The sequence below is a fragment of the Streptomyces sp. CB02058 genome, assembly GCF_001905505.1.
GTDB lineage: Bacteria > Actinomycetota > Actinomycetes > Streptomycetales > Streptomycetaceae > Streptomyces.
The window spans coordinates 897,773-917,779 of the sequence record NZ_LIPG01000001.1 but is presented as its reverse complement, the minus strand read 5'-3'; the positions used below and the strand labels follow the sequence as shown (position 1 = coordinate 917,779).

Here is a 20,007-nt window from a genome sequence, read left to right as displayed (position 1 = left end):
TCGGCACATCCCTGGACGTACGGCCCCTACGAGAGGCGCTTGACCGCCGCATCCACGCGCTCGTCCGTGGCCGTCAGCGCCACCCGCACGAAGCGGTCCCCCGCGGGCCCGTAGAAGTCGCCGGGCGCCACCAGGATGCCGAGCTCCGCGAGATGCGCCACGGTCTCCCAGCACGGCTCGTCGCGCGTGGCCCAGAGGTAGAGGCTCGCCTCGCTGTGCTCGATCCGGAAGCCGTGGGCCTCCAGCGCCGCGCGCAGCACCGTGCGCCGCCGTGCGTAGCGCTCACGCTGCTCGGCCACGTGCGCGTCGTCGCCCAGCGCCGCGACCGTGGCCGCCTGGACCGGGGCGGGGGTCATCATCCCGCCGTGCTTGCGGATCTGGAGCAGTTCGCCGAGGACGGCCGCGTCGCCCGCGACGAAGGCCGCGCGGTAACCGGCCAGGTTGGACCGCTTGGAGAGCGAGTGGACGGCCACGATGCCCTCGTACGAGCCGCCGCAGACGTCCTCCTGGAGCACGGAGACGGGCTCGGCCTCCCAGCCGAGCTCCAGGTAGCACTCGTCACTGAAGACCAGCACGCCGTGCTCGCGCGCCCAGGCGACGATCCGGGTCAGCTCGTCCTTCGGCAGCACCCGGCCCGTCGGGTTGGAGGGCGAGTTGAGCCAGAGCAGCTTCAGGCCCTCGGGGTCCAGCTCCGTCGGGTCGTCGTAGACGACGGGCTCGGCGCCGCAGAGCCGTGCGCCGACCTCGTACGTCGGGTAGGCGAGCCGGGGGTAGGCCACCTTGTCGCCGGCGCCGAGACCGAGCTGGGTCGGCAGCCAGGCGACGAGCTCCTTGGAACCGACGACCGGCAGCACGTTCTCGTGCCGCACGCCCACCGCGCCGAGCCTGCGCTCCACCCAGCCGGTGAGGGCGTCACGCAGCGCCTCGGTGCCCCACACCGTCGGATAGCCGGGGCTGTCCGCGGCGTCGATCAGCGCCCGCTGGATCAGCGCGGGCACCGGGTCCACGGGCGTGCCGACGGACAGGTCGACGAGACCGTCCGGGTGGGCGACGGCCGTCGACCTGTAGGGCGCGAGCTTGTCCCAGGGGAAGGCCGGGAGACGGGAGGAGACGGGAACTGCTGCGGACACGGAACTCTGCTTTCTCGTACGGGGGCGTGGCTGCCGGAAAACACCTCGGTCCCGCACGGTGACGAGCCGTACGGGACCGGGCGGCGCTCGTGCGGCCGCTGCTACTGGTTCTGCGGCGGCAGCGCGGCGATGAACGCGTGGTCGCGCTCGATGAGACCCAGCTTGGACGCGCCACCCGGCGAGCCGAGGTCGTCGAAGAACTCGACGTTCGCCTTGTAGTAGTCCTTCCACTCCTCCGGGGTGTCGTCCTCGTAGAAGATGGCCTCGACCGGGCAGACCGGCTCACAGGCTCCGCAGTCGACGCATTCGTCCGGATGGATGTACAAGGACCGTGAGCCCTCGTAGATGCAGTCGACGGGGCACTCTTCGATGCAGGCCTTGTCCTTCACGTCGACACAAGGCTGCGCGATGACGTAGGTCACGCTGTCGTTCCTCCTCGGTAGGGCGTTGGCTCTCGCGCGGGAGCGCGGCGTCGTCGATGCCCGCCACCTAGTATCTCCGTTCCGGGGCACGATCCGAACAGGAGGGGCGTACAGAGCTGTGGAATTCACCATCGGCGGACAACTCGAGGTTCGCATGACAGCTGCTGACGTGGGCAAACGCGTCTCCGTGCGGCGCGCCGTCGATGCCTCCGGCACGGGCGCGAAGTTCACCGACACCGTCGGGGTTCTCACATCGTGGGACGGCGGAGTGCTGTCCGTCACCACGAAGAGCGGCGAGAGCGTCCGCATCGAGGAATCCTCGCTGGTGGCGGGCAAGGTCGTGCCTCCGGCCCCGGCGCGCCGCCGCGGACCCGCCGCCGCCTTCGAGGAGATCGCCCCGGTCGTCGCCCGCGCCTGGGAGCCCGTGGAGAGCGAACCGCTGGGCGACTGGACGCTGCGCGCGGCCGGCGGATTCACCCGGCGCGCCAACTCGGCGCTGCCGCTCGGCGATCCGGGGCTTCCGCTCGGCGAGGCGCTGGCGCGCGTCCGGCAGTGGTACGGCGAACGCGGCCTGCCCGGCTACATCCAGGCCGCCACGGGTGCAGAGGGCACCCAGGAGCTGCTCTGCGCGGAGCTGGAGGAGCACGGGTGGCGGCGCGAGGTGACGGCCGAGGTGCGGATCGCGGCGCTGGCACCCGTCGGGGACCTGGACGCGGACGTCTCCGCGGTGTCCATGTCCCGGGACGTGGACACCGCGTGGCTCTCCCGCTACCAGCGCTTCGAGACCCCGGGGCCCCATGTCCTGAAGGTGCTCGGGAGCGGCCCTTCGGTGTGGTTCGCCTCCGTGCCCGGCGAGGACCCGTCAAAGGCGCCTGCCGCGATCGGACGCTGCGTGGTGGACGGCCGCTGGGCCGGGTTCATGGCCGTCGAGGTGGGCCCCGAGTACCGCCGCCGCGGCCTCGCGACGACCGTCATGGCGGCGCTGGCCCGCAGGGCGCTGGACGAGGGCGCGTCGGCGGCGTGGCTCCAGGTCGAGACGGACAACGAAGGCGCCCGCGCGCTGTACGACCGCATGGGCTTCGGCGTCCACCACAGCTACCACCACTTCCGTTCCGCGTAGGCGGGACACGGCAGTTCCGTTCCACACGGGCGGTCAGCGGTTCCGTTCCACACCGGCGGACAGCGCTTCCGTCCCATGTGGCGCACACGGCAGTTCCGTTCCACACGGGCGGACACAGCGGCAGGGGTACGTGTCACACATGAGCACCGAGGATCCCGGCACGGCGGAACTCCGGCGGCGGTTCGCCGAAGAGGCGCGCGCCGAACGGCCGGACGTCGCGCTGCTCTGTCTGCTGCTGGGCGCGGAGGCGCTGCCCGCGACGGCCGGGGGCCCCGATCCGCACGGCATCGACGCCGCGCAGATCGAGCTCGACCGGCTCGCCGGACTCCTCCCGTACGGTGTGCGCGGACCCCGCGTCTGGGCGTCCGCCCTCGCCGAACTGCTCGGGGAGCGCTGCGGTTTCGCGGGGTCGTCCCAGGACTACCAGCGGCTGGACTCCTCGGTGCTCCAGCAGGTGCTGCGCCGCAGCAGGGGGCTGCCCATCCTGCTGTCCGTGGTCTGGACCGAGGTCGCGCGACGGGCCGGCGCACCCGTGTACGGGGTGGCGCTCCCCGGGCACTACGTGGTCGGTTTCGGCGACCCCGCCGAGCGGGTGCTCGCCGACCCCTTCGCCGGCGGGGCCCCGCTGAGCGGTGAGGACGCGGAGCTGATGGTGGCGAGCGCGACCGGGGGGCCGCTGGAGCCGTCGATGCTGGTGCCCGCCAGGCCGCTGGAGACGGTGCTGCGGATTCTGAACAACATCCGGGCCTGGGCCGCCGCGCGCCCCGAGCGCACGGATGTGGCGCTGTGGGCGCTCGACCTCTCCCTGCTGCTGCCCTCGCACCCGGCCAGGCTCCGCTACGAGCGGGCCCAGCTCCTCGTGCAGCGCGGGGAGTTCCTGCGCGGGGCGGCGGAGATGGACGAGTACGCCGACATCGTCGACGGCATCGAGCCGACGGCGGCGGAGGCGATCCGCCACCGCGCCCAGGCCGCCCGGGCCCTGCTGAACTGAGCCGCCGGGTAATTCGCTGTGCGAACCAGGCGTCCTGGACCACCTGCCGTATTCTGTCCGCATGGGGAATCAGGAATCGCGCATGAGTATCGCGACCGCGTTGGTGCGCGCGTCATTCCTGGTGAATGCCGCCTACGCGGAATCGAGCCGGGCATTCGGACTGACCCCTCAGCAGGGCCAGCTGCTCTGCGTGCTGATGGCCCAGCCGTACGGAATGGGTGAGCTCGGTTCGGTGCTGGGGCTCGCCAAGTCGAGCCTCACGGGACTCGTGGACCGCACCGCCCAGCACGGTCTGGTCCGCAGGGAGCCGGACCCTCTGGACGGGCGCGCCGTCAGGATCGCGCTCACGGAGAAGGGCGGCGAGCTGGTGGAGGAGTTCTACGCCGCGACCTGCCGCCGGGTGGAGGCGCTGCCCGCCTCCCTGAGCACCCCCGAGCGGGAGGCGCTCGCGGAGATGCTCGCCCGGGTGGTGCTGGACAACAAGGTGCCGGTGGTCTTCATGGAGCAGGACTGAGGGCTGTCCGGTGATCTCCGCCGGGCGCCCGACGACAGCCGGGTCAGGCCGTGCCGAACAGCTCGACGAAGCGCCCCGTGAACAGGTCCGCGCCCTTGTACGCCGCCACCGTCTCCGCCGGCAGGAGGCTCACGCCCTCCTCGGGTGAGGGCATCTGCCCCACACCGCCGTGCGGCCCGAGCGGCAGGAGCACGGAGGGGACGGGCGACGGCCGGTAGACGGCCTCCGGCCTCCCGCCCCGGACCTGGGCGAGGATGTTCTCGGCCACCACCCCGGCATGCTTCATGGCGTGGGCCGCCATCTTGGCCTCGTCGAGATCGGTGAGGTCGCCGAGGGCGTAGACATGGCCGTGGCCGGGAAGAGCGAGCGTCTCCGTGACCCGGACCCGCCCCCGGGGATCGCTCAGCCCGGCGAGCTCCCCGGCGAGGTAACCGCCGAGGACGCTGCCCCCGTGGCAGCGGAACCAGATGTCGGCGGCCAGCACGTCACCGGCGGTGGTGGGGACGGTGAACGCCTTCGTCTCGCCCGGCGCGGTCGGCGGCTCGCTCTCCAGCGAGGTGCCGAGCAGCACCTCGACGCCGAGGCGGGCGAGCTGGCCCTCCAGGTCCTCGCGCAGGGCTGCGTCGAACCCCGGGAGCAGCTCTTCGGCCGGGTCGACGAGCGTCACCCGCTTGCCGGGCCAGACGGCCTTGATCTCACCGGACAGCTCCAGGCCGACGGGTCCCGCCCCGACGATCAGCACCCGCTCTCCGCACGAGAGTTCGGCGTGCGTGCCGCGCAGCCGCTCCAGCGCGTCGGCCGCGACGTCGGTGTCCATCTTGGCCGGGTAGGGATATCCGGAGCCGGTCGCGAGGACGAGGTAGTCGGCCTCGATCCGCTCACCCGAGTCCAGGGTGACCCCGCGCGGGTCCACCGAGGCGGCCCGGCCCTTCACGATCCTGCCGCGCCTGAGCAGTTTGTCGTACGGGAAGAAGATGTTGCCCGCCCAGTCAGGCTTCACCAGGGCGCGCAGGGACCCTGCCGCATGGACGAACGCGTCCTTCGGCTCGACGAGGACGACATCGGCCTCCTCGTCGAGGGCCTTTGCCACTGCGGCTCCCCCATAACCTCCGCCGATGACCACCACGGTACGACTCATATGCCCCAGCTCCCTCTTGCGCAATTGTTAGTTCGTTCCACGAACCATATTGGTTCGTTACGCGAACTACAACCCCGACTCCCCCCGCCCGCGACCCGCCCGGAACCCGGAACACCCCACGCACCCCTTGACGTGTGCAGGGCAACAGCGTTTACATCGGGCCCACGAGAGAGCGCTCTCTCGCCTCTCGGAGGGTTCCGTCGTGCACCCGCACCACGACTCAGGAGACGTCATTCATGCAAGTTCCCCCCACGAACTCCGCACTCCCCACCACCGCCGCCCCGCCCCCCACCACACCCCGCAGGCACCGCCGGTCCAAGGCGCTCGGTTTCGCCGCGCTCACCGTCTCGCTGCTGATGGCCTTCCCCACGGCCCAGACGGCGTTCGGCGAAGTGGCCGAGGAGCTGCCCGGCGGCGGTGACCTCGGACCGAACGTCCTGGTCTTCGACCCCTCGACCCCGAACATCCAGGGCAAGGTCGACGAGATCTTCAAGAAGCAGGAGTCCGCGCAGTTCGGCAGCGACCGCTACGCGCTGATGTTCAAGCCCGGCACCTACAACAACATCAACGCCCAGATCGGCTTCTACACCTCCATCGCCGGCCTCGGCCTGAACCCCGACGACACCACCTTCAACGGCGACGTCACCGTCGACGCCGGCTGGTTCAACGGCAACGCCACCCAGAACTTCTGGCGCTCCGCCGAGAACCTCGCCCTCAACCCCGTCAGCGGCACCAACCGCTGGGCCGTCTCCCAGGCCGCCCCCTTCCGCCGCATGCACGTCAAGGGCGGCCTCAACCTCGCCCCCGACGGCTACGGCTGGGCCAGCGGCGGCTACATCGCCGACAGCAAGATCGACGGCCAGGTCGCCCCCTACTCCCAGCAGCAGTGGTACACCCGCGACAGCTCCATCGGCAGCTGGGGCAACGGCGTCTGGAACATGACCTTCTCCGGCGTCGAGGGCGCACCCGCCCAGAGCTTCCCCGAACCGCCCTACACCACCCTGGACAACACCCCGGTCTCCCGCGAGAAGCCCTTCCTCTACCTGGACGGCGACGACTACAAGGTCTTCGTCCCCGCCAAGCGCACCAACGCGCGCGGCACGTCATGGGCCGACGGCACCCCCGAGGGCGAGTCCATCCCGCTGAGCCAGTTCTACGTCGTGAAGCCGGGCGCGACCGCGCAGACCATCAACGCGGCCGTGGACCAGGGCCTGCACCTGCTCTTCACCCCGGGCGTCTACCACGTCGACGAGCCCATCGAGATCGACCGGGCGAACACCGTCGCGCTGGGCCTCGGCCTCGCCACCATCATCCCGGACAACGGCGTGAGCGCGATCAAGGTCGGCGACGTCGACGGCGTCAAGCTCGCCGGACTCCTGGTCGACGCGGGCCCGGTCAACTCGGAGACGCTCGTCGAGGTCGGCCCGGAGGGCTCCTCGGCCGACCACGCGGCGAACCCGACCAGCCTCCAGGACGTCTTCGTACGGGTCGGCGGCGCGGGCCCCGGCAAGGCGACGACCAGCATCGTCGTCAACAGCGACGACACGATCGTCGACCACACCTGGGTCTGGCGCGCGGACCACGGCGAGGGCGTGGGCTGGGAGACCAACCGGGCGGACTACGGCCTCACCGTCAACGGTGACGACGTACTGGCCACCGGACTGTTCGTCGAGCACTTCAACAAGTACGACGTCCAGTGGAACGGCGAGAACGGCAAGACGATCTTCTTCCAGAACGAGAAGGCCTACGACGCACCCGACCAGGCCGCCATCCAGAACGGCGACATCAAGGGATACGCCGCCTACAAGGTCGCCGACTCCGTCACCACCCACGAGGGCTGGGGCATGGGCAGCTACTGCTACTTCAACGTCGACCCGACCATCCGCCAGCAGCACGGCTTCCAGGCACCCGTGAAGCCCGGAGTGAAGTTCCACGACCTGCTCGTCGTCTCACTCGGCGGCAAGGGGCAGTACGAACACGTCATCAACGACACCGGTTCCCCCACGTCCGGTGACACGACCGTCCCGTCCCAGGTGGTGTCCTTCCCCTAGGGCCCTCCTCCGGCCCATGCCCCGTCCCCCGGCCCCGCGGATCACGCGGGGCCGGGGGACGGACGCTCGACGGGCCTCAGCCCTCCGGCGACCACGGCCGCAGCTTCTCCGGGTTGCGTACCACCCAGATCCGGGTGACACGGCCGTCGGCGACCTCGAACGAGGCAACGGTCGCGACGACGCCGTCGCGCAGGGCCACCAGGCCCGGCAGTCCGTTGACCGTCCGCTCCAGGAGTTCGAGCCCCGGGGCCCGGTCGGCGATGGCGACCATGTACGCGGCGATGCACGCGCCGCCGGCTTCCTCGTCCTCGCCTCGGTCCAGGTCGTGCTCGGCATCGCGCACGTGCCGTCGGTCCATCTCCCCCTGGGCGTCCTGATGTTCGGACTGAGCCTGCTGGCGCCGGCGCGGCGCTGACGTCCGCACGGGAGGGGCCGGGACGTCTCAGAGCACGCAGAACACGTGGCCTTCGGGGTCGGCCATCTCGACATGATCGGGCCGACCCCCCAGCTCGTGCTCCCGGACGACCGTCGCACCGGCGGCCGTCAGCCTCTCCACCGCCTCGGTCACCCGCGGCCACCGGATCTCCCACGGGGTCTCGCGGCCACCGCCCACCCGCACGTCGATGTGGAGCCGGTTCTTGGACGTCCTGGGCTCCGGGACCTTCATGAAGGACAGGGTCGGGCCCACGCCGTCCGGGTCGGACAGATAGGCGCCGTCGTCCCACTCCTCCTCCGGCACGTCATGGTGGGCGAACCACTCCTCCCAGCTGCCGAACCCGGCGGGCGGGGGCGTCTCCACGTATCCCAGGGCCAGCGCCCAGAAGGACGCCAGTGCCTTCGGGTGCGCGCAGTCGATCGTCAGACTCCATCGGGTGGACATGGAACCCTCTCCTCCCGGACCGGTCTCGTGGACGGCCCCGCGCCGTCCGGGCGCTCCGGGGCCGTACGGCTCCGCCCCCGTCCGGGGAGCCGGGCGGGGGCGGGTTGTACGCGTGTCGCGCGGGCCTGTCAGCCCTCGCCGTTGAGCTCGATCGCGACGGTGCGCTCGGCGGGGGTCTTGCCGAGCAGCGCGCCCTGCATGGCGTGGGCCACGTCGTCGGGGCTGACCGGGTACTGCTTCCCGTCGCCCTTCGTGATCATGATCCCGTCGAAGACGCCGTCCAGCAGGGTCTCGATCGCCTTCTTGTCGTAGACCGCGACGAGCTTGCCGTCGATCGGCTTCATGGACAGGATCTGCGGCAGCGACCTGGCTGGCCCGAAGTCGATCTGCTTCTGCCCGGCCTTGATGGTCACCAGACCAGACATCGCCGGCTGGGCGAACTCCTTCATCGCCCGGTCCAGTTCGGCCTTGGTGATGGTGGGTTCGGTTGCGGCGACCGGCAGTTCGACGACGGCCGGCTCACCGGTCTGGACCTGCGCGCGATAGGCGTCGCGTACGGAGATCAACGACCGGTTGACGTCCAGCGACTTGCCCGACTTGCCGGGGACGGCGACGGCCTTGTTCGGCTCGAACTTGATCGTGCCGTCGTTCGCGGAGCCGGAGACGCCCGCCAGATCGGTCAGCGCGACCCCGAGCTTCTCCTCGTCGACCGGGATCACCGGGTCGGCGGAGCGCGCTCCGCCGAACAGGGAGCCGATCACGGAGACCGGGTTGTAGTCGCTGCCCGCGGCGCCGCGTACGGTCTCCTGGCTGTCCAGGGTCAGACCGGCCTTCTCCGGGGAGAGCTTCTCCTCCTTGCCGTCGACGGACAGCTGGAGAGGCGCCTTGGCGCGCTTGCCGAGGGCGGCCTCCAGCTTCGTGACCGCCTCCTCCTTCGTGCCACCGCCGATGTCGACGCCGAGCACCGTGGTGCCCTTCGGGACCTCGGAGTGGTTCATCAGCAGTCCCGCGCCGTAGGCGACGCCGAACAGCACGAACACGGCGACCCCCAGGAGGACCAGCTTGGAACGGCCCTTCCTGGCGGGCGGCGCGGGCTGCGGAGCCGGCCTCGGGGCGGGCGCGGGCGCCGCGGGGGCACCCGGGTCGGCGGGTCCGCCACCCAGGGGGCCCTCGGGGCGCAGTCCGCCGGGCCCGCCGGGGAAGGGCGAGCGGGAGTCCGAGGGGATGACGGGGATGCCGCTGGTGAGCGTGTCACCGGAGACATGGCCGCCCGGGCCGTTGCCGGGACCCGGTGCCGGGGCCTGCGGCGTCAGGATCGCTGTGTCGTCGGACATCCGCGGCGGTACGCCGCCGGGTCCGCCAGGCCGGGGGCCCGCCGGGCCGCCGGGGAGGCCGTCGAGGTCCGGCGTCAGCGCGGAACTGCCGGTGGCCGGGCCGGTGGTGGGCCCGGAGGGTCCGGGGCCGCCGGGCGGGCGCATGCCGGGGTTCGGCGTGGGACGCGGACCGCCGGGGCCGCCCGCGCCGAGTCCGTCCAGGGCGCTGCCGCCCTGGCGGGCACCGGTCGGCGCACCCTCCGAGAAGTACGGCGAGTCCGCGCGGGGCGGCGGCGTGGGCCCGGAACCGGGCGCCCCGGAAGGGCCGCCCGACGAGGGGCCGCCGGAGCCCTGGCCCGGGTTCGGCCCGGGGGCACCCGGAGCCGGGGCCGCGCCCGCGGCGGGGGCCGGAGCCTTGCGCGGGGCGAACCAGTCGCTGCCGCTCTTCTCCTTGGCCGGGGGCTCGGCGGCCGGGCCGCCGTCACGCGCCTCCGGGCCGGGGCCGCCGGGCGCACCGCCGGGCGAGGGCACGGGAGCGCCGGGCCTCGGGGTGCTGCCGGTCCGCTCGGCGGCGGGGCCGCCCGAGGGGTCGGTGTCACTCATCGGCGTACGCATCACGACGGGCGGGATCGGACGCGAGCCCGGAATGTTGATCCGGATGCGCGTCGTCAGCGTCGTCTCTGTTCTGGGCTCCTCGGGCTGAGGCGGATCCGCAGGCTCCGGAGTCTCATCCGGCCCGTCCTGAGACGGGTGCAGCGACGGATACTGGCGTGATCCGTACGGCGGCGTACCCGACGGGTACGCGGCTCCGCCGCGCCCCTGGGGCCCGGAGGACGAACTGTCAGTTTCACGACTCAAAGCAGGTTCTCCCGATTGGCTCCGCCGCCCGTACTTCCCCCATGCCGCAGGCCAGGGGACGGCTCGGCGCGCGCACCACCATACTGGCCGCCGCCGAAAGACTCTCCGCGCCCGGGGGAATCAAGGATGCACCCACCGCTGCGCGGAGGGGCGACCGGGAGCGGACATACCACATCACGTGCCAGGTCGACCGGTGTCGTTGGCCGGATCAGGCAGCCGCGACATCGTGGCACACATCACAGCGACGGCCATCCCTCCGAGCATGAAGAGCGCGAGGCCGATCTCCTCGGCGAAGACGAAGTCGCCCTCGGGGCGCCCGCCGAGCAGGACGATGACGGCGATGAACCAGCCCACCGCCGGTACCAGCGCGCCGAGCTGTGTGCGGGTCAGCACCCGGCCGCCGTAGAACACCCCGGCCGACGCGGCCAGCGCGAGCAGCAACCCGCCCGGGAACAGGGCCGCCTGGACGAGGGTGCCCGTGAACCCGACCGCCGCACCCAGCACCGCGAGGCCGACGTACAGCGGGATGCGCCGGGGGTTCGGGGGCGCGGCGAGCCCGGTGGGCGCGGGGCTCCTGGGCGGGGCGTTGGTGCGCGGCGACTGTGACGAGGCGCGCGGCCTCTGCCTGCTGCTCATGTCTGTGCTCCTGGTGCGAGGGGCGCGTCCGCCAGGCCCGCGAAGAGGTCGTTCTCCCGCAGACCATGGTCCACGCCGCTGTCGCCTCGCACCAATTGGTAGTACTCGGTGGTGAAGACGGGCTGCCCGAGATCGTTCGAAAGAGCGAAGAACGGGCCGTCCACGGCGATCTGGGTGGCGTGCGCCCGCATGGCCGCGGTCTTCGCCGCGGCGTACGCGGAGCCGTCGATCTCGGCGGTGATCTCCGTGTCGTCCACCACACCGGGTACGTCGTCGATCGCGGCGATCCCCGGGAAGGCGTCGGGGGCGGTCTCCCGCAGCCGGGCGAAGCCCTCCGCGGCGACGGAGCGGGGCACCCGGTTCCAGTAGATCTTGGCGATGGTGTGCGGGGCGCCGTCCCCGTACGCGGGATCGGCGGCCAGGTCCGCGGCGCGCATCGCGACGCGGTGCGCCTGGATGTGGTCGGGGTGGCCGTATCCGCCGTCGGGGTCGTAGGTGACGAGGACCTGGGGCCGCAGGGCCCTGATCACTCCGACGAGGTGGCCCGCCGCCTCGTCGAGGCGGGCGTCCCAGAAGGCGCCGGGCCTGTGGTTCTGCTCGGTGCCCATCATCCCGGAGTCGCGGTACGTGCCGGGGCCGCCCAGGAAGCGGTGGTCGCTCACGCCGAGCTCCCGCATGGCCGCCGCGAGTTCGCCGACGCGGTGGGCGCCCAGGCCGCCCTCCCGGTCCTCGGCGAGATGCGCCAGGCCGGGCGGGATGACCTCGCCCTCCTCGCCGAGGGTGCAGGTCACCAGGGCGACGTGGGCGCCCTCGGCCGCGTACCTGGCCATGGTGGCGCCGTTGTTGATCGACTCGTCGTCGGGGTGCGCGTGCACCAGGAGCAGACGGCGGGCGGGAAGGTCCTTCATGGGACCACCCTACGAGCAGCCCGCCCCCCGCACGGACCGCCCCACGGTGTCCCGGCCTCCCGGCCCACCTGTCAGAACTTGATGCCCCCGATCATTCCTGCCACGTTCGACGTCACCTCCGAGATGGTCGGGGCGATCGACGAGCTCGCGAGATAGAACCCGAGCAACATGCAGACCACCGCGTGTCCGCCCTTCAGTCCGGATTTCCGGATCAGCAGGAAGACGACGATCGCCAGCAGCACCACCGCCGAAATCGAGAGTGCCACGGCGGTTCACCTCCATCAGTACGGTCGGGACAGGCAGCACACATGGAGCCAGCAGGTTCATACCCACCGAGCGCTACGGATCATAACTATCCGTGCCGACGCATTGATCGGGGCACAGCAGCACGAGGGGCGCACGGACCGCCCGTCGACGGCTAGGTTCGGTGCCATGACCTCGCAGAAGCTGTCTTTTCCGCGCCAGCACGCCCGGACCCAGCGGTTCACTCTCGGCGCACCTCGCGCGTTCACCGTCTCGAGGGACGGGACGCGGGTGATCTTCCTCCGCTCGTCGTCGGGCACCGACCGGACGAACCGGCTCATGGTGCTCGACACCCTGACCGGTGAGGAGCGGGTCGCCGCCGATCCCTCGGTGCTGCTGGGGGGTTCGGCGGAGAAGCTGTCCCCCCAGGAGCGCGCGCGGCGCGAGCGGACCAGGGAGGGTTCGGCGGGAATCGTCGGCTACGCGGTCGACGAGGCCGCCGAGTTGGCCGCTTTCGCGCTCTCGGGCAAGGTGTACGTCGCGGAGTTGAGGGCGGGCACGGCCCGCGCCCTGCCGGTGCCGGGTCCGGTCATCGACCCGCGCCCCTCCCCCGACGGCCGGCACATCGCCTATGTCTCCCGGGGCGCGCTCCGCGTGGTGGGTGCGGACGGCGAGGGCGACCGCCCGGTCGCCGAGCCGGAGGACGCGCAGGTCTCCTACGGGCTGGCCGAGTTCGTCGCGGCCGAGGAGATGGGCCGCTACCGGGGTTTCTGGTGGTCGCCCGACTCGGAGCGCCTGCTCGTCGCCCGCGCCGACGACAGCGCCGTACAGCGGTGGTGGATCGCCGATCCCGCGAACCCCGGGAGCCGGCCGGCCGAGGTGGGCTATCCGGCGGCGGGGACGGCCAACGCCGAGGTGCGGCTCTTCGTGACGGACCTGGAGGGGGCGCGCACGGAGGTCGTCTGGGACCGCGCGCGCTTCCCCTATCTGGCCCGGGTGCACTGGTCGTCGCACGGCGCGCCGCTGCTCCTGGTGCAGGCCCGCGACCAGCGCAGCCAGCTGCATCTGGCCGTGGACACGGAGAGCGGTGCGACGCGGACCGTACATGTGGACGAGGACGAAATCTGGCTCGATCTTTTCGCCGGCGTGCCCGCCTGGGCGCCGGACGGGCGTCTCGTACGGGTCGCCGACGAGGGGGGCGCGCGGGTGCTCTCGGTCGGCGACCGCCCGCTGACCGGTGACCAGCTGCACATCCAGGCTGTGCTGGACATCGGGGAGTCGGACATCCTGGTGCAGGCCACGGCGGGCGAGGGCGCGGCCGATCCCGAGACGGGGCAGAGCCATGTCTACCGGGTCGGCGAGCTGGGCGTCGAGCGCGTCAGCGAGGGCGCCGGGGTGCACTCGGCGGTGCGCTCGGGCGACGTGACGGTGCTGGTCTCGGCGACTCTGGAGCAGCCGGGAGCGGCCGTACAGGTCCTGCGGGACGGCAAGCGGATCGCCACCGTGGCCGGTCTCGCCCAGGAGCCGACCCTGCGGGCACGGGTCCAGCTGACCGAGGGGGGCGCACGGCGCATCCCGTGCGCCGTGCTGCTCCCCTCCGGCTACAAGGAATCGGACGGCCCTCTTCCGGTGCTGATGGACCCGTACGGCGGTCCGCACGGCCGGCGGGTCGTCGCCGCGCACAATCCGCACCTCACGTCGCAGTGGTTCGCCGACCACGGTTTCGCCGTGATCGTCGCGGACGGCCGGGGCGCTCCCGGCCGCTCACCCGGCTGGGAGAAGGCGGTCAGGGACGACTTCACCCTGACCCTCGACGACCAGGTGGAGGCGCTGCACGCGCTGGCGGAGCGCTTCCCGCTGGACCTCTCGAAGGTGGCGATGCGCGGCTGGTCGTACGGCGGATACCTCTCGGCGCTCGCGGTGCTGCGGCGCCCGGACGTCTTCCACGCGGCGGTGGTCGGCGCGCCGGTGACGGACTGGCGGCTGTACGACACCCACTACACCGAGCGCTATCTCGGTGACCCCGCCGCGCGGCCCGAGGTGTACGCCCACAGCTCCCTGGTGACGGACGAGGGGCTGTCCGAGCCGGCCGGCGAGGTGCGGCCGATGATGATCGTCCACGGCCTGGCCGACGACAACGTGGTGGTCGCCCATGCGCTGAGGCTCTCGTCCGCGCTGCTGTCCGCCGGGCGCCCGCACGAGGTGCTGCCGCTGAGCGGGGTGACGCACATGACCCCGCAGGAGCAGGTCGCCGAGAACCTGCTGCTGCTCCAGGTGGACTTCCTCAAGCGGTCACTGGGGCTGGCCCGGGGGTAGCCGGGCCCTCACCAGCTGGGCGGCCGGGAGCTGGGCGGCGGCGGGGCGGCGGGCCCGCCGCCGCTGCCCGGGTAGCCGTAGCCGGGGGTGCCGCCCTGCGGATAGCCGTAGCCCGGGGTGCCGCCCTGCGGATAGCCGTAGCCCGGGGTGCCGGTCTGCGGGTAGCCGTACCCCTGGGAGCCGGACTGCGGATAGCCGTAGCCGCCGTACCCCTGGTCCTCGCCGTCGGACACCTCGAAGCCCCTGCGTGCCAGGACGAGCAGGGTCAGGAGCCCGGCGAGGGCGAGCAGGAACCAGGTGAGGACGAGGAGCTGGTACTCCACGTCGAGCTCGCCGAAGTGGTCCAGCATCCGCTCGTGGACGGCCTGGGCGATCCCGGCGCCGCCCGAGACCAGCAGGAATCCGGCGGCGATCATGCCGAGCGGCCGTGAGTGGACGGCCCGGAAGAGTGCCGCCCAGGCCACCACCAGGCAGACGGCCGCGAGCGCCAGGCTGTCCCAGCCGGGCGGCGCGTCGATCAGTCCCGTCCGGATGGTGCGTCCGCCGATGAACCAGTCCGGGTAGACGTCCGCGCGCAGGGTGACGAACTGCCGTACCTCCCAGGCGATCAGGACCGCCCCGGAGACACCGAGCAGCAGGAAGGTGGTGACACCGGCTCCCTGGCCCGGCCGGGTGGGCCGCCGCTCGTAGGAGTCCTCGGGCTGTCTGCGGCCCGCGGCGCCGGTGATGATCAGCGCGAGGGCCGCGGCGAGGACGGCGAAGGTGCCGACGAGGGCGCGGGTGCGCAGCTCGTCGCCGAAGCGTCCGTCCATCCAGGAGGCGCCGATGGTCCAGACGCCGGGCAGCCGCATCACGAGGGTGACCACACCGGTGGTGACCAGCACGGACGCGGCGATCGACGAGCGGAGCGCGGCGACGAGGGCGAGGACGCTGACGACGAGCAGCACCGGGTCGGCCTGCGTCGTGGCGGGGAGCTGCTTCGGCCGGGCGTCCACGAAGGCGGCCCAGTGGCGCAGCAGCTCGGCCGGATCGCCGACGGCCCGCAGATCACGCACGATCCAGGCCGCGGTGACGGCCGCGAGCACGGCGCAGAGCACCGCCCCGGTGATTCTGGCTCCCCGTGTGAGTATCACCCCAGCGATACTCCCCGGCGGTCCGCCGATGGACAAGGGGACCTCTGGGGGCGGCGGGGAACGGGTAACCGGCCGGGGCGACGTGATGAACGCCCCGGCCGGTTCACGGCACCCGCACGGCCGTACGTTGTTCATGGTGAGGCGTTCGTATATCGGAGCCGAGACGGTCAAGTTGCCTCTGTGTTAACGAAGATGAGGCCCATTTATCACTCTTTGCCACCCGCCTCGCCCTCGGGCGGGGTCGAGGGCCGGGACGGTGGGGCGTCCTGAGGCTCCGGCGTCCCCGCCGGCCCCTCCTTGGGCACCACCGTCTTCTCCTCGGCGAAGTGACACGCCGAATCGTGCCGGGCGGGTGTCTCCGCGCCCCGGAAGACCGCCGGCACGGCCAGCAGCGGGACCTCCAACTCGCACCGCTCCTGGGCCTTCCAGCAGCGGGTGCGGAAGCGGCAGCCGGACGGGATGTTCGCGGGGGACGGCACGTCGCCGTGCAGGATGATCCGCTCGCGGTGCTCCCGGGCCGTCGGGTCGGGCACCGGGACGGCGGACAGCAGCGCCTGGGTGTACGGGTGCGTGGGGTGGTCGTAGATCTGCTCGTCCGTGCCGATCTCGACGATCCGCCCGAGGTACATCACGCCGACCCGGTCGGAGATGTGCCGGACGATCGACAGGTCGTGCGCGATGAACAGGAAGCTCAGGCTGAACTCGGCCTGGAGCCGGTCCAGCAGGTTGACCACCTGGGCCTGGACCGACACGTCGAGCGCCGAGACCGGTTCGTCGGCGACGATGATCTCGGGGTTGAGCGCGAGGCCGCGGGCGATGCCGATGCGCTGGCGCTGACCGCCGGAGAACTGGTGCGGGTAGCGGTTGATGTACTCCGGGTTCAGACCGACGACGTCGAGCAGGTCCTGCACCTTCTGCCTGCGGTTCCCCTTGGGCGCCACCTCGGGGTGGATCTCGTACGGCTCCCCGATGATGTCGCCGACCGTCATGCGGGGGTTGAGCGAGGTGTACGGGTCCTGGAACACCATCTGGATGTTGCGGCGTACGGCCTTCAGCGCACGGCCGGACAGCTTGGTGACGTCCTCGCCCTTGTAGCGGATCACTCCCCCGGTGGGCGGCTCCAGGTGCACCAGCATCTTGGCGACGGTCGACTTGCCGCAGCCGGACTCCCCCACGATGCCGAGCGTCTCGCCCGCCGCCAGGTCGAAGTCCACGCCGTCGACGGCCCTGACCGCGCCGACCTGCTTCTTGAAGAGGATGCCCCGGGTCAGCGGATAGTGCTTGACCAGGCCGCGCACCTCCAGGATCGGATCGCCCTCGGCGTACGGCCGCGTGCGGTCCGCCTCCCGCGCCTCGGAGAGCAGCGTGGAGCCTCCTGCGCCGTTCCCGCGTTCCGCGTCCTCAGCGTGCATCGAGCGTCTCCTTCCAGAAGTGGCAGGCGCTCCGGCGCTCCTCGTCCACGGTGTAGAGCGGCGGCACGTCCGTGCGGCACACGGCCTGGGCCATCGGGCAGCGCGGGTGGAAGGCGCAGCCGGGCGGGATGTGCAGCAGGTTGGGCGGCAGCCCCTTGATCGCGTAGAGCTCCTGGCCCTTCTGGTCCAGCCTCGGGATCGAGCGGAGCAGGCCCTTGGTGTACGGGTGGGCGGGGGCCTTGTAGATCTCGTGGACCGGGGCGGTCTCGACGATCCGGCCCGCGTACATCACGGCGATCTTGTCGGCGACGTCGGCGACGACACCGAGGTCGTGGGTGATCAGGATCAGGCCCATGTTGAGCTCGCGCTGGAGCTCCGCGAGCAGGTCCATGACCTGGGCCTGGACGGTCACGTCGAGCGCCGTGGTGGGCTCGTCCGCGATGATCAGGTCGGGCTCCAGGGCCAGCGCCATCGCGATCATGATGCGCTGGCGCATACCGCCGGAGAACTGGTGGGGGAAGTTGCCGACCCGCTCGCGCGCGGCGGGGATGCGCACCCGGTCCATCAGCTCGATGGCCTTGGCCTTGGCGTCGCCCCGGGACATCCCGCGGTGGACGACGAACATCTCGCCGAGCTGCTCCCCCACGCTCAGCACCGGGTTCAGCGAGGACAGCGCGTCCTGGAAGATCATGGCCATCTCCTGGCCCCGGACCTTGCGGCGCTCCTCGGGCTTGAGCTTCAGCAGGTCGCGGCCCTGGAAGAGGATCTCGCCCCCGCTGATCTTCCCCGGAGGGGTGTCGAGGATGCCCATGATCGCCTGTGCGGTGACGGACTTGCCCGAACCTGACTCGCCGAGCACGGCGAGCGTCTCGCCCTCGGCCACCGAGTAGTTGACCCCGTTGACGGCCTTGGCGACACCGTCCCGGGTGTGGAACTCCACGTGCAGATCGCGCACTTCGAGCAACATGGCAGCGGACTCCTCAGCGCAGCTTGGGGTCGAGGGCGTCGCGCACCGCGTCGCCGAGCATGATGAAGGCGAGCACGGTGACGGCCAGTGCTCCGGCGGGCCAGAGCAGCATGTGCGGCGCGTTGCGGACGTACTGGGAGGCGGCCGAGATGTCGATGCCCCAGGAGACGGCCGGCGGCTTCAGCCCGACGCCGAGGTACGAGAGGGTCGCCTCCAGCGAGATGTACGTCCCCAGGGCGATGGTCGCGACGACGATCACCGGCGCGATGGCGTTGGGCATGATGTGGCGGAGCATCATCCGGGTGTTGGAGGCGCCCAGCGCCCGGGCCGCCTGGACGTAGTCGTTCTGTTTGGCGGTGATGACGGAGCCGCGGGCGATGCGGGCGATCTGCGGCCAGCCCAGCAGCACGATGAAGCCGATCACCGGCCAGACGGTGGAGCTGGTGACGACGGACAGGAAGACGAGTCCGCCGAGGACCACCGGGATGCCGAAGAAGACGTCCGTGATGCGGGAGAGCACGGCGTCCCACCCCTTGCCGAAGAAGCCGGCGAGGCCGCCGAGCACGCCGCCGAGCAGCGAGACCCCGAGGGTGGACAGGACGCCGACGGTCACCGACGTACGGGCGCCGTAGACGGTGCGGGTGTAGACGTCGCAGCCCTGGCCGTCGAAGCCGAAGGGGTGCCCCGGCTGGGACCCCTCCTGGGCCTTGGCGAGGTCGCAGTCGAGCGGGTCCTGGTCCGCGATCAGGGACGGCCAGATCGAGATGACCACCAGGAACAGGATGATCAGCCCGGAGATGATGAAGACCGGGTTGCGGCGCAGATCGCGCCAGGCGTCGGACCAGAGGCTGCGCGGCTTGCCGGCCGGGCCGGTGCCCTCGGGGCCGCCGGGCGTCTTCTCCAGCGTGGTGCCCTCGTCCACCGCGAGGTCCATCGCCCCGCCCGCACCGGCCCCCGAGATCGCTCCGCTGCCTGTCGTCTCGTCCCACGGCTGCTGTTCAGGCATAGCGGATCCTCGGGTCGAGTACGGCGTACAGGAGGTCGACGATCAGGTTGGCCGCCAGGAAGACGAGGACCAGGACGGTGACGAATCCGACGACGGTCTGGGAGTTCTGGCGCAGGATGCCCTGGTAGAGCTGGTAGCCGACGCCGTGGATGTTGAAGATGCGCTCGGTGACGATGGCCCCGCCCATCAGGGCGCCCACGTCCGTGCCGATGAAGGTGACGACGGGGATCAGGGAGTTGCGCAGCAGGTGCCGCACGACCACCCGTCGTCTGGGGAGGCCCTTGGCCACGGCGGTACGGACGTAGTCGGCGCGGGCGTTCTCCGCGATCGAGGTCCTGGTGAGCCGGGTGACGTAGGCCAGGGAGACGGAGGCCAGGACGAGGCCGGGCACGATCAGTTCGTCGACCGGGGCCTCGGAGGAGACGGAGGGCTTGATGATGCCCCACTCCACCCCCAGGAGGAGCTGGAGCAGCAGGCCGGTGACGAACGTGGGGACGGCGATGACCACCAGGGTCAGGATGAGCACCACGGTGTCGACGGGCCGTCCGCGCCGCAGTCCGGTGACCACACCGAGGCTGATGCCGATGACGATCTCGAAGACGATCGCGACGATGGTGAGCCGGATGGTGATGGGGAACGCCGTGGCCATCAGCTCGGTGACCTTCTGGCCGTTGAAGGCCGTCCCGAAGTCGCCGGTGAAGATGTTGCCCATGTAGGTCAGGTACTGCTGCCAGACCGGCTTGTCGAGGCCGAACTCGGTGCGCAGCTGGGCGGCGGTCGCGGGGTCGCACTGGCGGTCGCCGCAGAGGCCCGCGATGGGGTCGCCCATCACGTTCACCATGAGGAAGATCAACAGCGTGGTGCCGAAGAAGACCGGGATCATCTGCAGCAGCCGCCGGATCACATAACGTCCCATGAGGGGCTCCGGGGGTTTGGGGGTGTCCTTCCGGGGCGGCCGGCAGGGCACCT

Annotated in this window: 18 protein-coding genes and 1 pseudogene; 5 read left to right on the top strand and 14 right to left on the bottom strand. The window is 71.6% G+C overall.

Annotation, left to right across the window (positions count from 1 at the left end; all coding sequences use genetic code 11):
* Positions 1–26 precede the first annotated feature (26 nt).
* Together dapC and fdxA are read right to left on the bottom strand one after the other, a co-directional pair.
* The gene (dapC, locus tag AMK10_RS04340; protein ID WP_073744894.1) at positions 27–1,130 is read right to left on the bottom strand and encodes a succinyldiaminopimelate transaminase; all 1,104 of its coding nucleotides are present in this window, start codon (positions 1,128–1,130) and stop codon (positions 27–29) included.
* A gap of 101 nt (positions 1,131–1,231) precedes the next feature.
* On the bottom strand, positions 1,232–1,552 hold the full coding sequence (fdxA, locus tag AMK10_RS04335; protein ID WP_014154250.1) for a ferredoxin: 321 nt from the start codon (positions 1,550–1,552) through the stop codon (positions 1,232–1,234).
* A gap of 118 nt (positions 1,553–1,670) precedes the next feature.
* Here fdxA and AMK10_RS04330 point away from each other — a divergent pair, with 118 nt between their 5' ends.
* From AMK10_RS04330 to AMK10_RS04320, 3 genes are all read left to right on the top strand, one after another.
* Complete coding sequence (locus AMK10_RS04330; protein WP_073744892.1) at positions 1,671–2,672, top strand: GNAT family N-acetyltransferase; 1,002 nt, start codon at positions 1,671–1,673, stop codon at positions 2,670–2,672.
* A 139-nt stretch (positions 2,673–2,811) separates the two neighbouring features.
* Positions 2,812–3,663: a transglutaminase-like domain-containing protein gene (locus AMK10_RS04325; protein ID WP_073744890.1), complete on the top strand. Its 852-nt coding sequence runs from the start codon at positions 2,812–2,814 to the stop codon at positions 3,661–3,663.
* An 82-nt stretch (positions 3,664–3,745) separates the two neighbouring features.
* Positions 3,746–4,177 (top strand): MarR family winged helix-turn-helix transcriptional regulator, encoded by a 432-nt coding sequence (locus tag AMK10_RS04320; RefSeq protein WP_107428369.1) that lies wholly within the window; start codon positions 3,746–3,748, stop codon positions 4,175–4,177.
* Between the two features lie 43 nt (positions 4,178–4,220).
* Here the strand turns inward: AMK10_RS04320 and AMK10_RS04315 are convergent, their stop codons facing one another.
* The gene (locus tag AMK10_RS04315) at positions 4,221–5,315 is read right to left on the bottom strand and encodes an NAD(P)/FAD-dependent oxidoreductase (RefSeq protein ID WP_073744886.1); all 1,095 of its coding nucleotides are present in this window, start codon (positions 5,313–5,315) and stop codon (positions 4,221–4,223) included.
* A 236-nt stretch (positions 5,316–5,551) separates the two neighbouring features.
* Between AMK10_RS04315 and AMK10_RS04310 the strand changes: the two genes are divergently transcribed.
* Entirely contained in the window at positions 5,552–7,366 is a 1,815-nt protein-coding gene (locus AMK10_RS04310; protein WP_073744884.1) for a coagulation factor 5/8 type domain-containing protein, read from the top strand.
* Positions 7,367–7,442: 76 nt separating this feature from the next.
* Here the strand turns inward: AMK10_RS04310 and AMK10_RS04305 are convergent.
* The 6 genes and pseudogenes from AMK10_RS04305 to AMK10_RS04280 all read right to left on the bottom strand — a co-directional run.
* A pseudogene (locus AMK10_RS04305) lies at positions 7,443–7,661 on the bottom strand (RNA polymerase subunit sigma-24); the annotation flags it as partial.
* A gap of 147 nt (positions 7,662–7,808) precedes the next feature.
* Entirely contained in the window at positions 7,809–8,246 is a 438-nt protein-coding gene (locus AMK10_RS04300) for a VOC family protein (RefSeq protein WP_073744882.1), read from the bottom strand.
* A gap of 128 nt (positions 8,247–8,374) precedes the next feature.
* Positions 8,375–10,417, bottom strand: coding sequence for a hypothetical protein (locus AMK10_RS04295; protein ID WP_198959618.1), 2,043 nt, complete (start codon positions 10,415–10,417; stop codon positions 8,375–8,377).
* Positions 10,418–10,591: 174 nt separating this feature from the next.
* Entirely contained in the window at positions 10,592–11,053 is a 462-nt protein-coding gene (locus tag AMK10_RS04290; RefSeq protein ID WP_073744878.1) for a DUF6113 family protein, read from the bottom strand.
* Entirely contained in the window at positions 11,050–11,961 is a 912-nt protein-coding gene (gene mshB, locus AMK10_RS04285) for an N-acetyl-1-D-myo-inositol-2-amino-2-deoxy-alpha-D-glucopyranoside deacetylase (RefSeq protein ID WP_073744876.1), read from the bottom strand. Before mshB ends, AMK10_RS04290 begins: the two co-directional genes overlap by 4 nt.
* Before the next feature lie 71 nt (positions 11,962–12,032).
* Complete coding sequence (locus AMK10_RS04280) at positions 12,033–12,227, bottom strand: hypothetical protein (protein WP_014154257.1); 195 nt, start codon at positions 12,225–12,227, stop codon at positions 12,033–12,035.
* Positions 12,228–12,393: 166 nt separating this feature from the next.
* Between AMK10_RS04280 and AMK10_RS04275 the strand changes: the two genes are divergently transcribed.
* The gene (locus AMK10_RS04275) at positions 12,394–14,520 is read left to right on the top strand and encodes a S9 family peptidase (protein ID WP_073744874.1); all 2,127 of its coding nucleotides are present in this window, start codon (positions 12,394–12,396) and stop codon (positions 14,518–14,520) included.
* A gap of 8 nt (positions 14,521–14,528) precedes the next feature.
* Here the strand turns inward: AMK10_RS04275 and AMK10_RS04270 are convergent, their stop codons facing one another.
* The 5 genes from AMK10_RS04270 to AMK10_RS04250 all read right to left on the bottom strand — a co-directional run bounded on the left by AMK10_RS04270 (position 14,529) and on the right by AMK10_RS04250 (position 19,954).
* Positions 14,529–15,653, bottom strand: coding sequence for a hypothetical protein (locus tag AMK10_RS04270; protein ID WP_073744872.1), 1,125 nt, complete (start codon positions 15,651–15,653; stop codon positions 14,529–14,531).
* A 206-nt stretch (positions 15,654–15,859) separates the two neighbouring features.
* Positions 15,860–17,065, bottom strand: coding sequence for an ABC transporter ATP-binding protein (locus tag AMK10_RS04265; protein ID WP_073744870.1), 1,206 nt, complete (start codon positions 17,063–17,065; stop codon positions 15,860–15,862).
* Entirely contained in the window at positions 17,055–18,032 is a 978-nt protein-coding gene (locus AMK10_RS04260; RefSeq protein WP_073744868.1) for an ABC transporter ATP-binding protein, read from the bottom strand. The genes AMK10_RS04265 and AMK10_RS04260 overlap by 11 nt, the downstream gene beginning before the upstream one ends.
* 13 nt (positions 18,033–18,045) lie before the next feature.
* Positions 18,046–19,038, bottom strand: a complete 993-nt coding sequence (locus AMK10_RS04255; protein ID WP_073744866.1) for an ABC transporter permease — start codon at positions 19,036–19,038, stop codon at positions 18,046–18,048.
* Positions 19,031–19,954 carry an ABC transporter permease gene (locus AMK10_RS04250; RefSeq protein ID WP_014154263.1) on the bottom strand — a complete coding sequence of 308 codons (924 nt, stop codon included), beginning with the start codon at positions 19,952–19,954 and terminating at the stop codon, positions 19,031–19,033. Before AMK10_RS04250 ends, AMK10_RS04255 begins: the two co-directional genes overlap by 8 nt.
* Positions 19,955–20,007 lie beyond the last annotated feature (53 nt).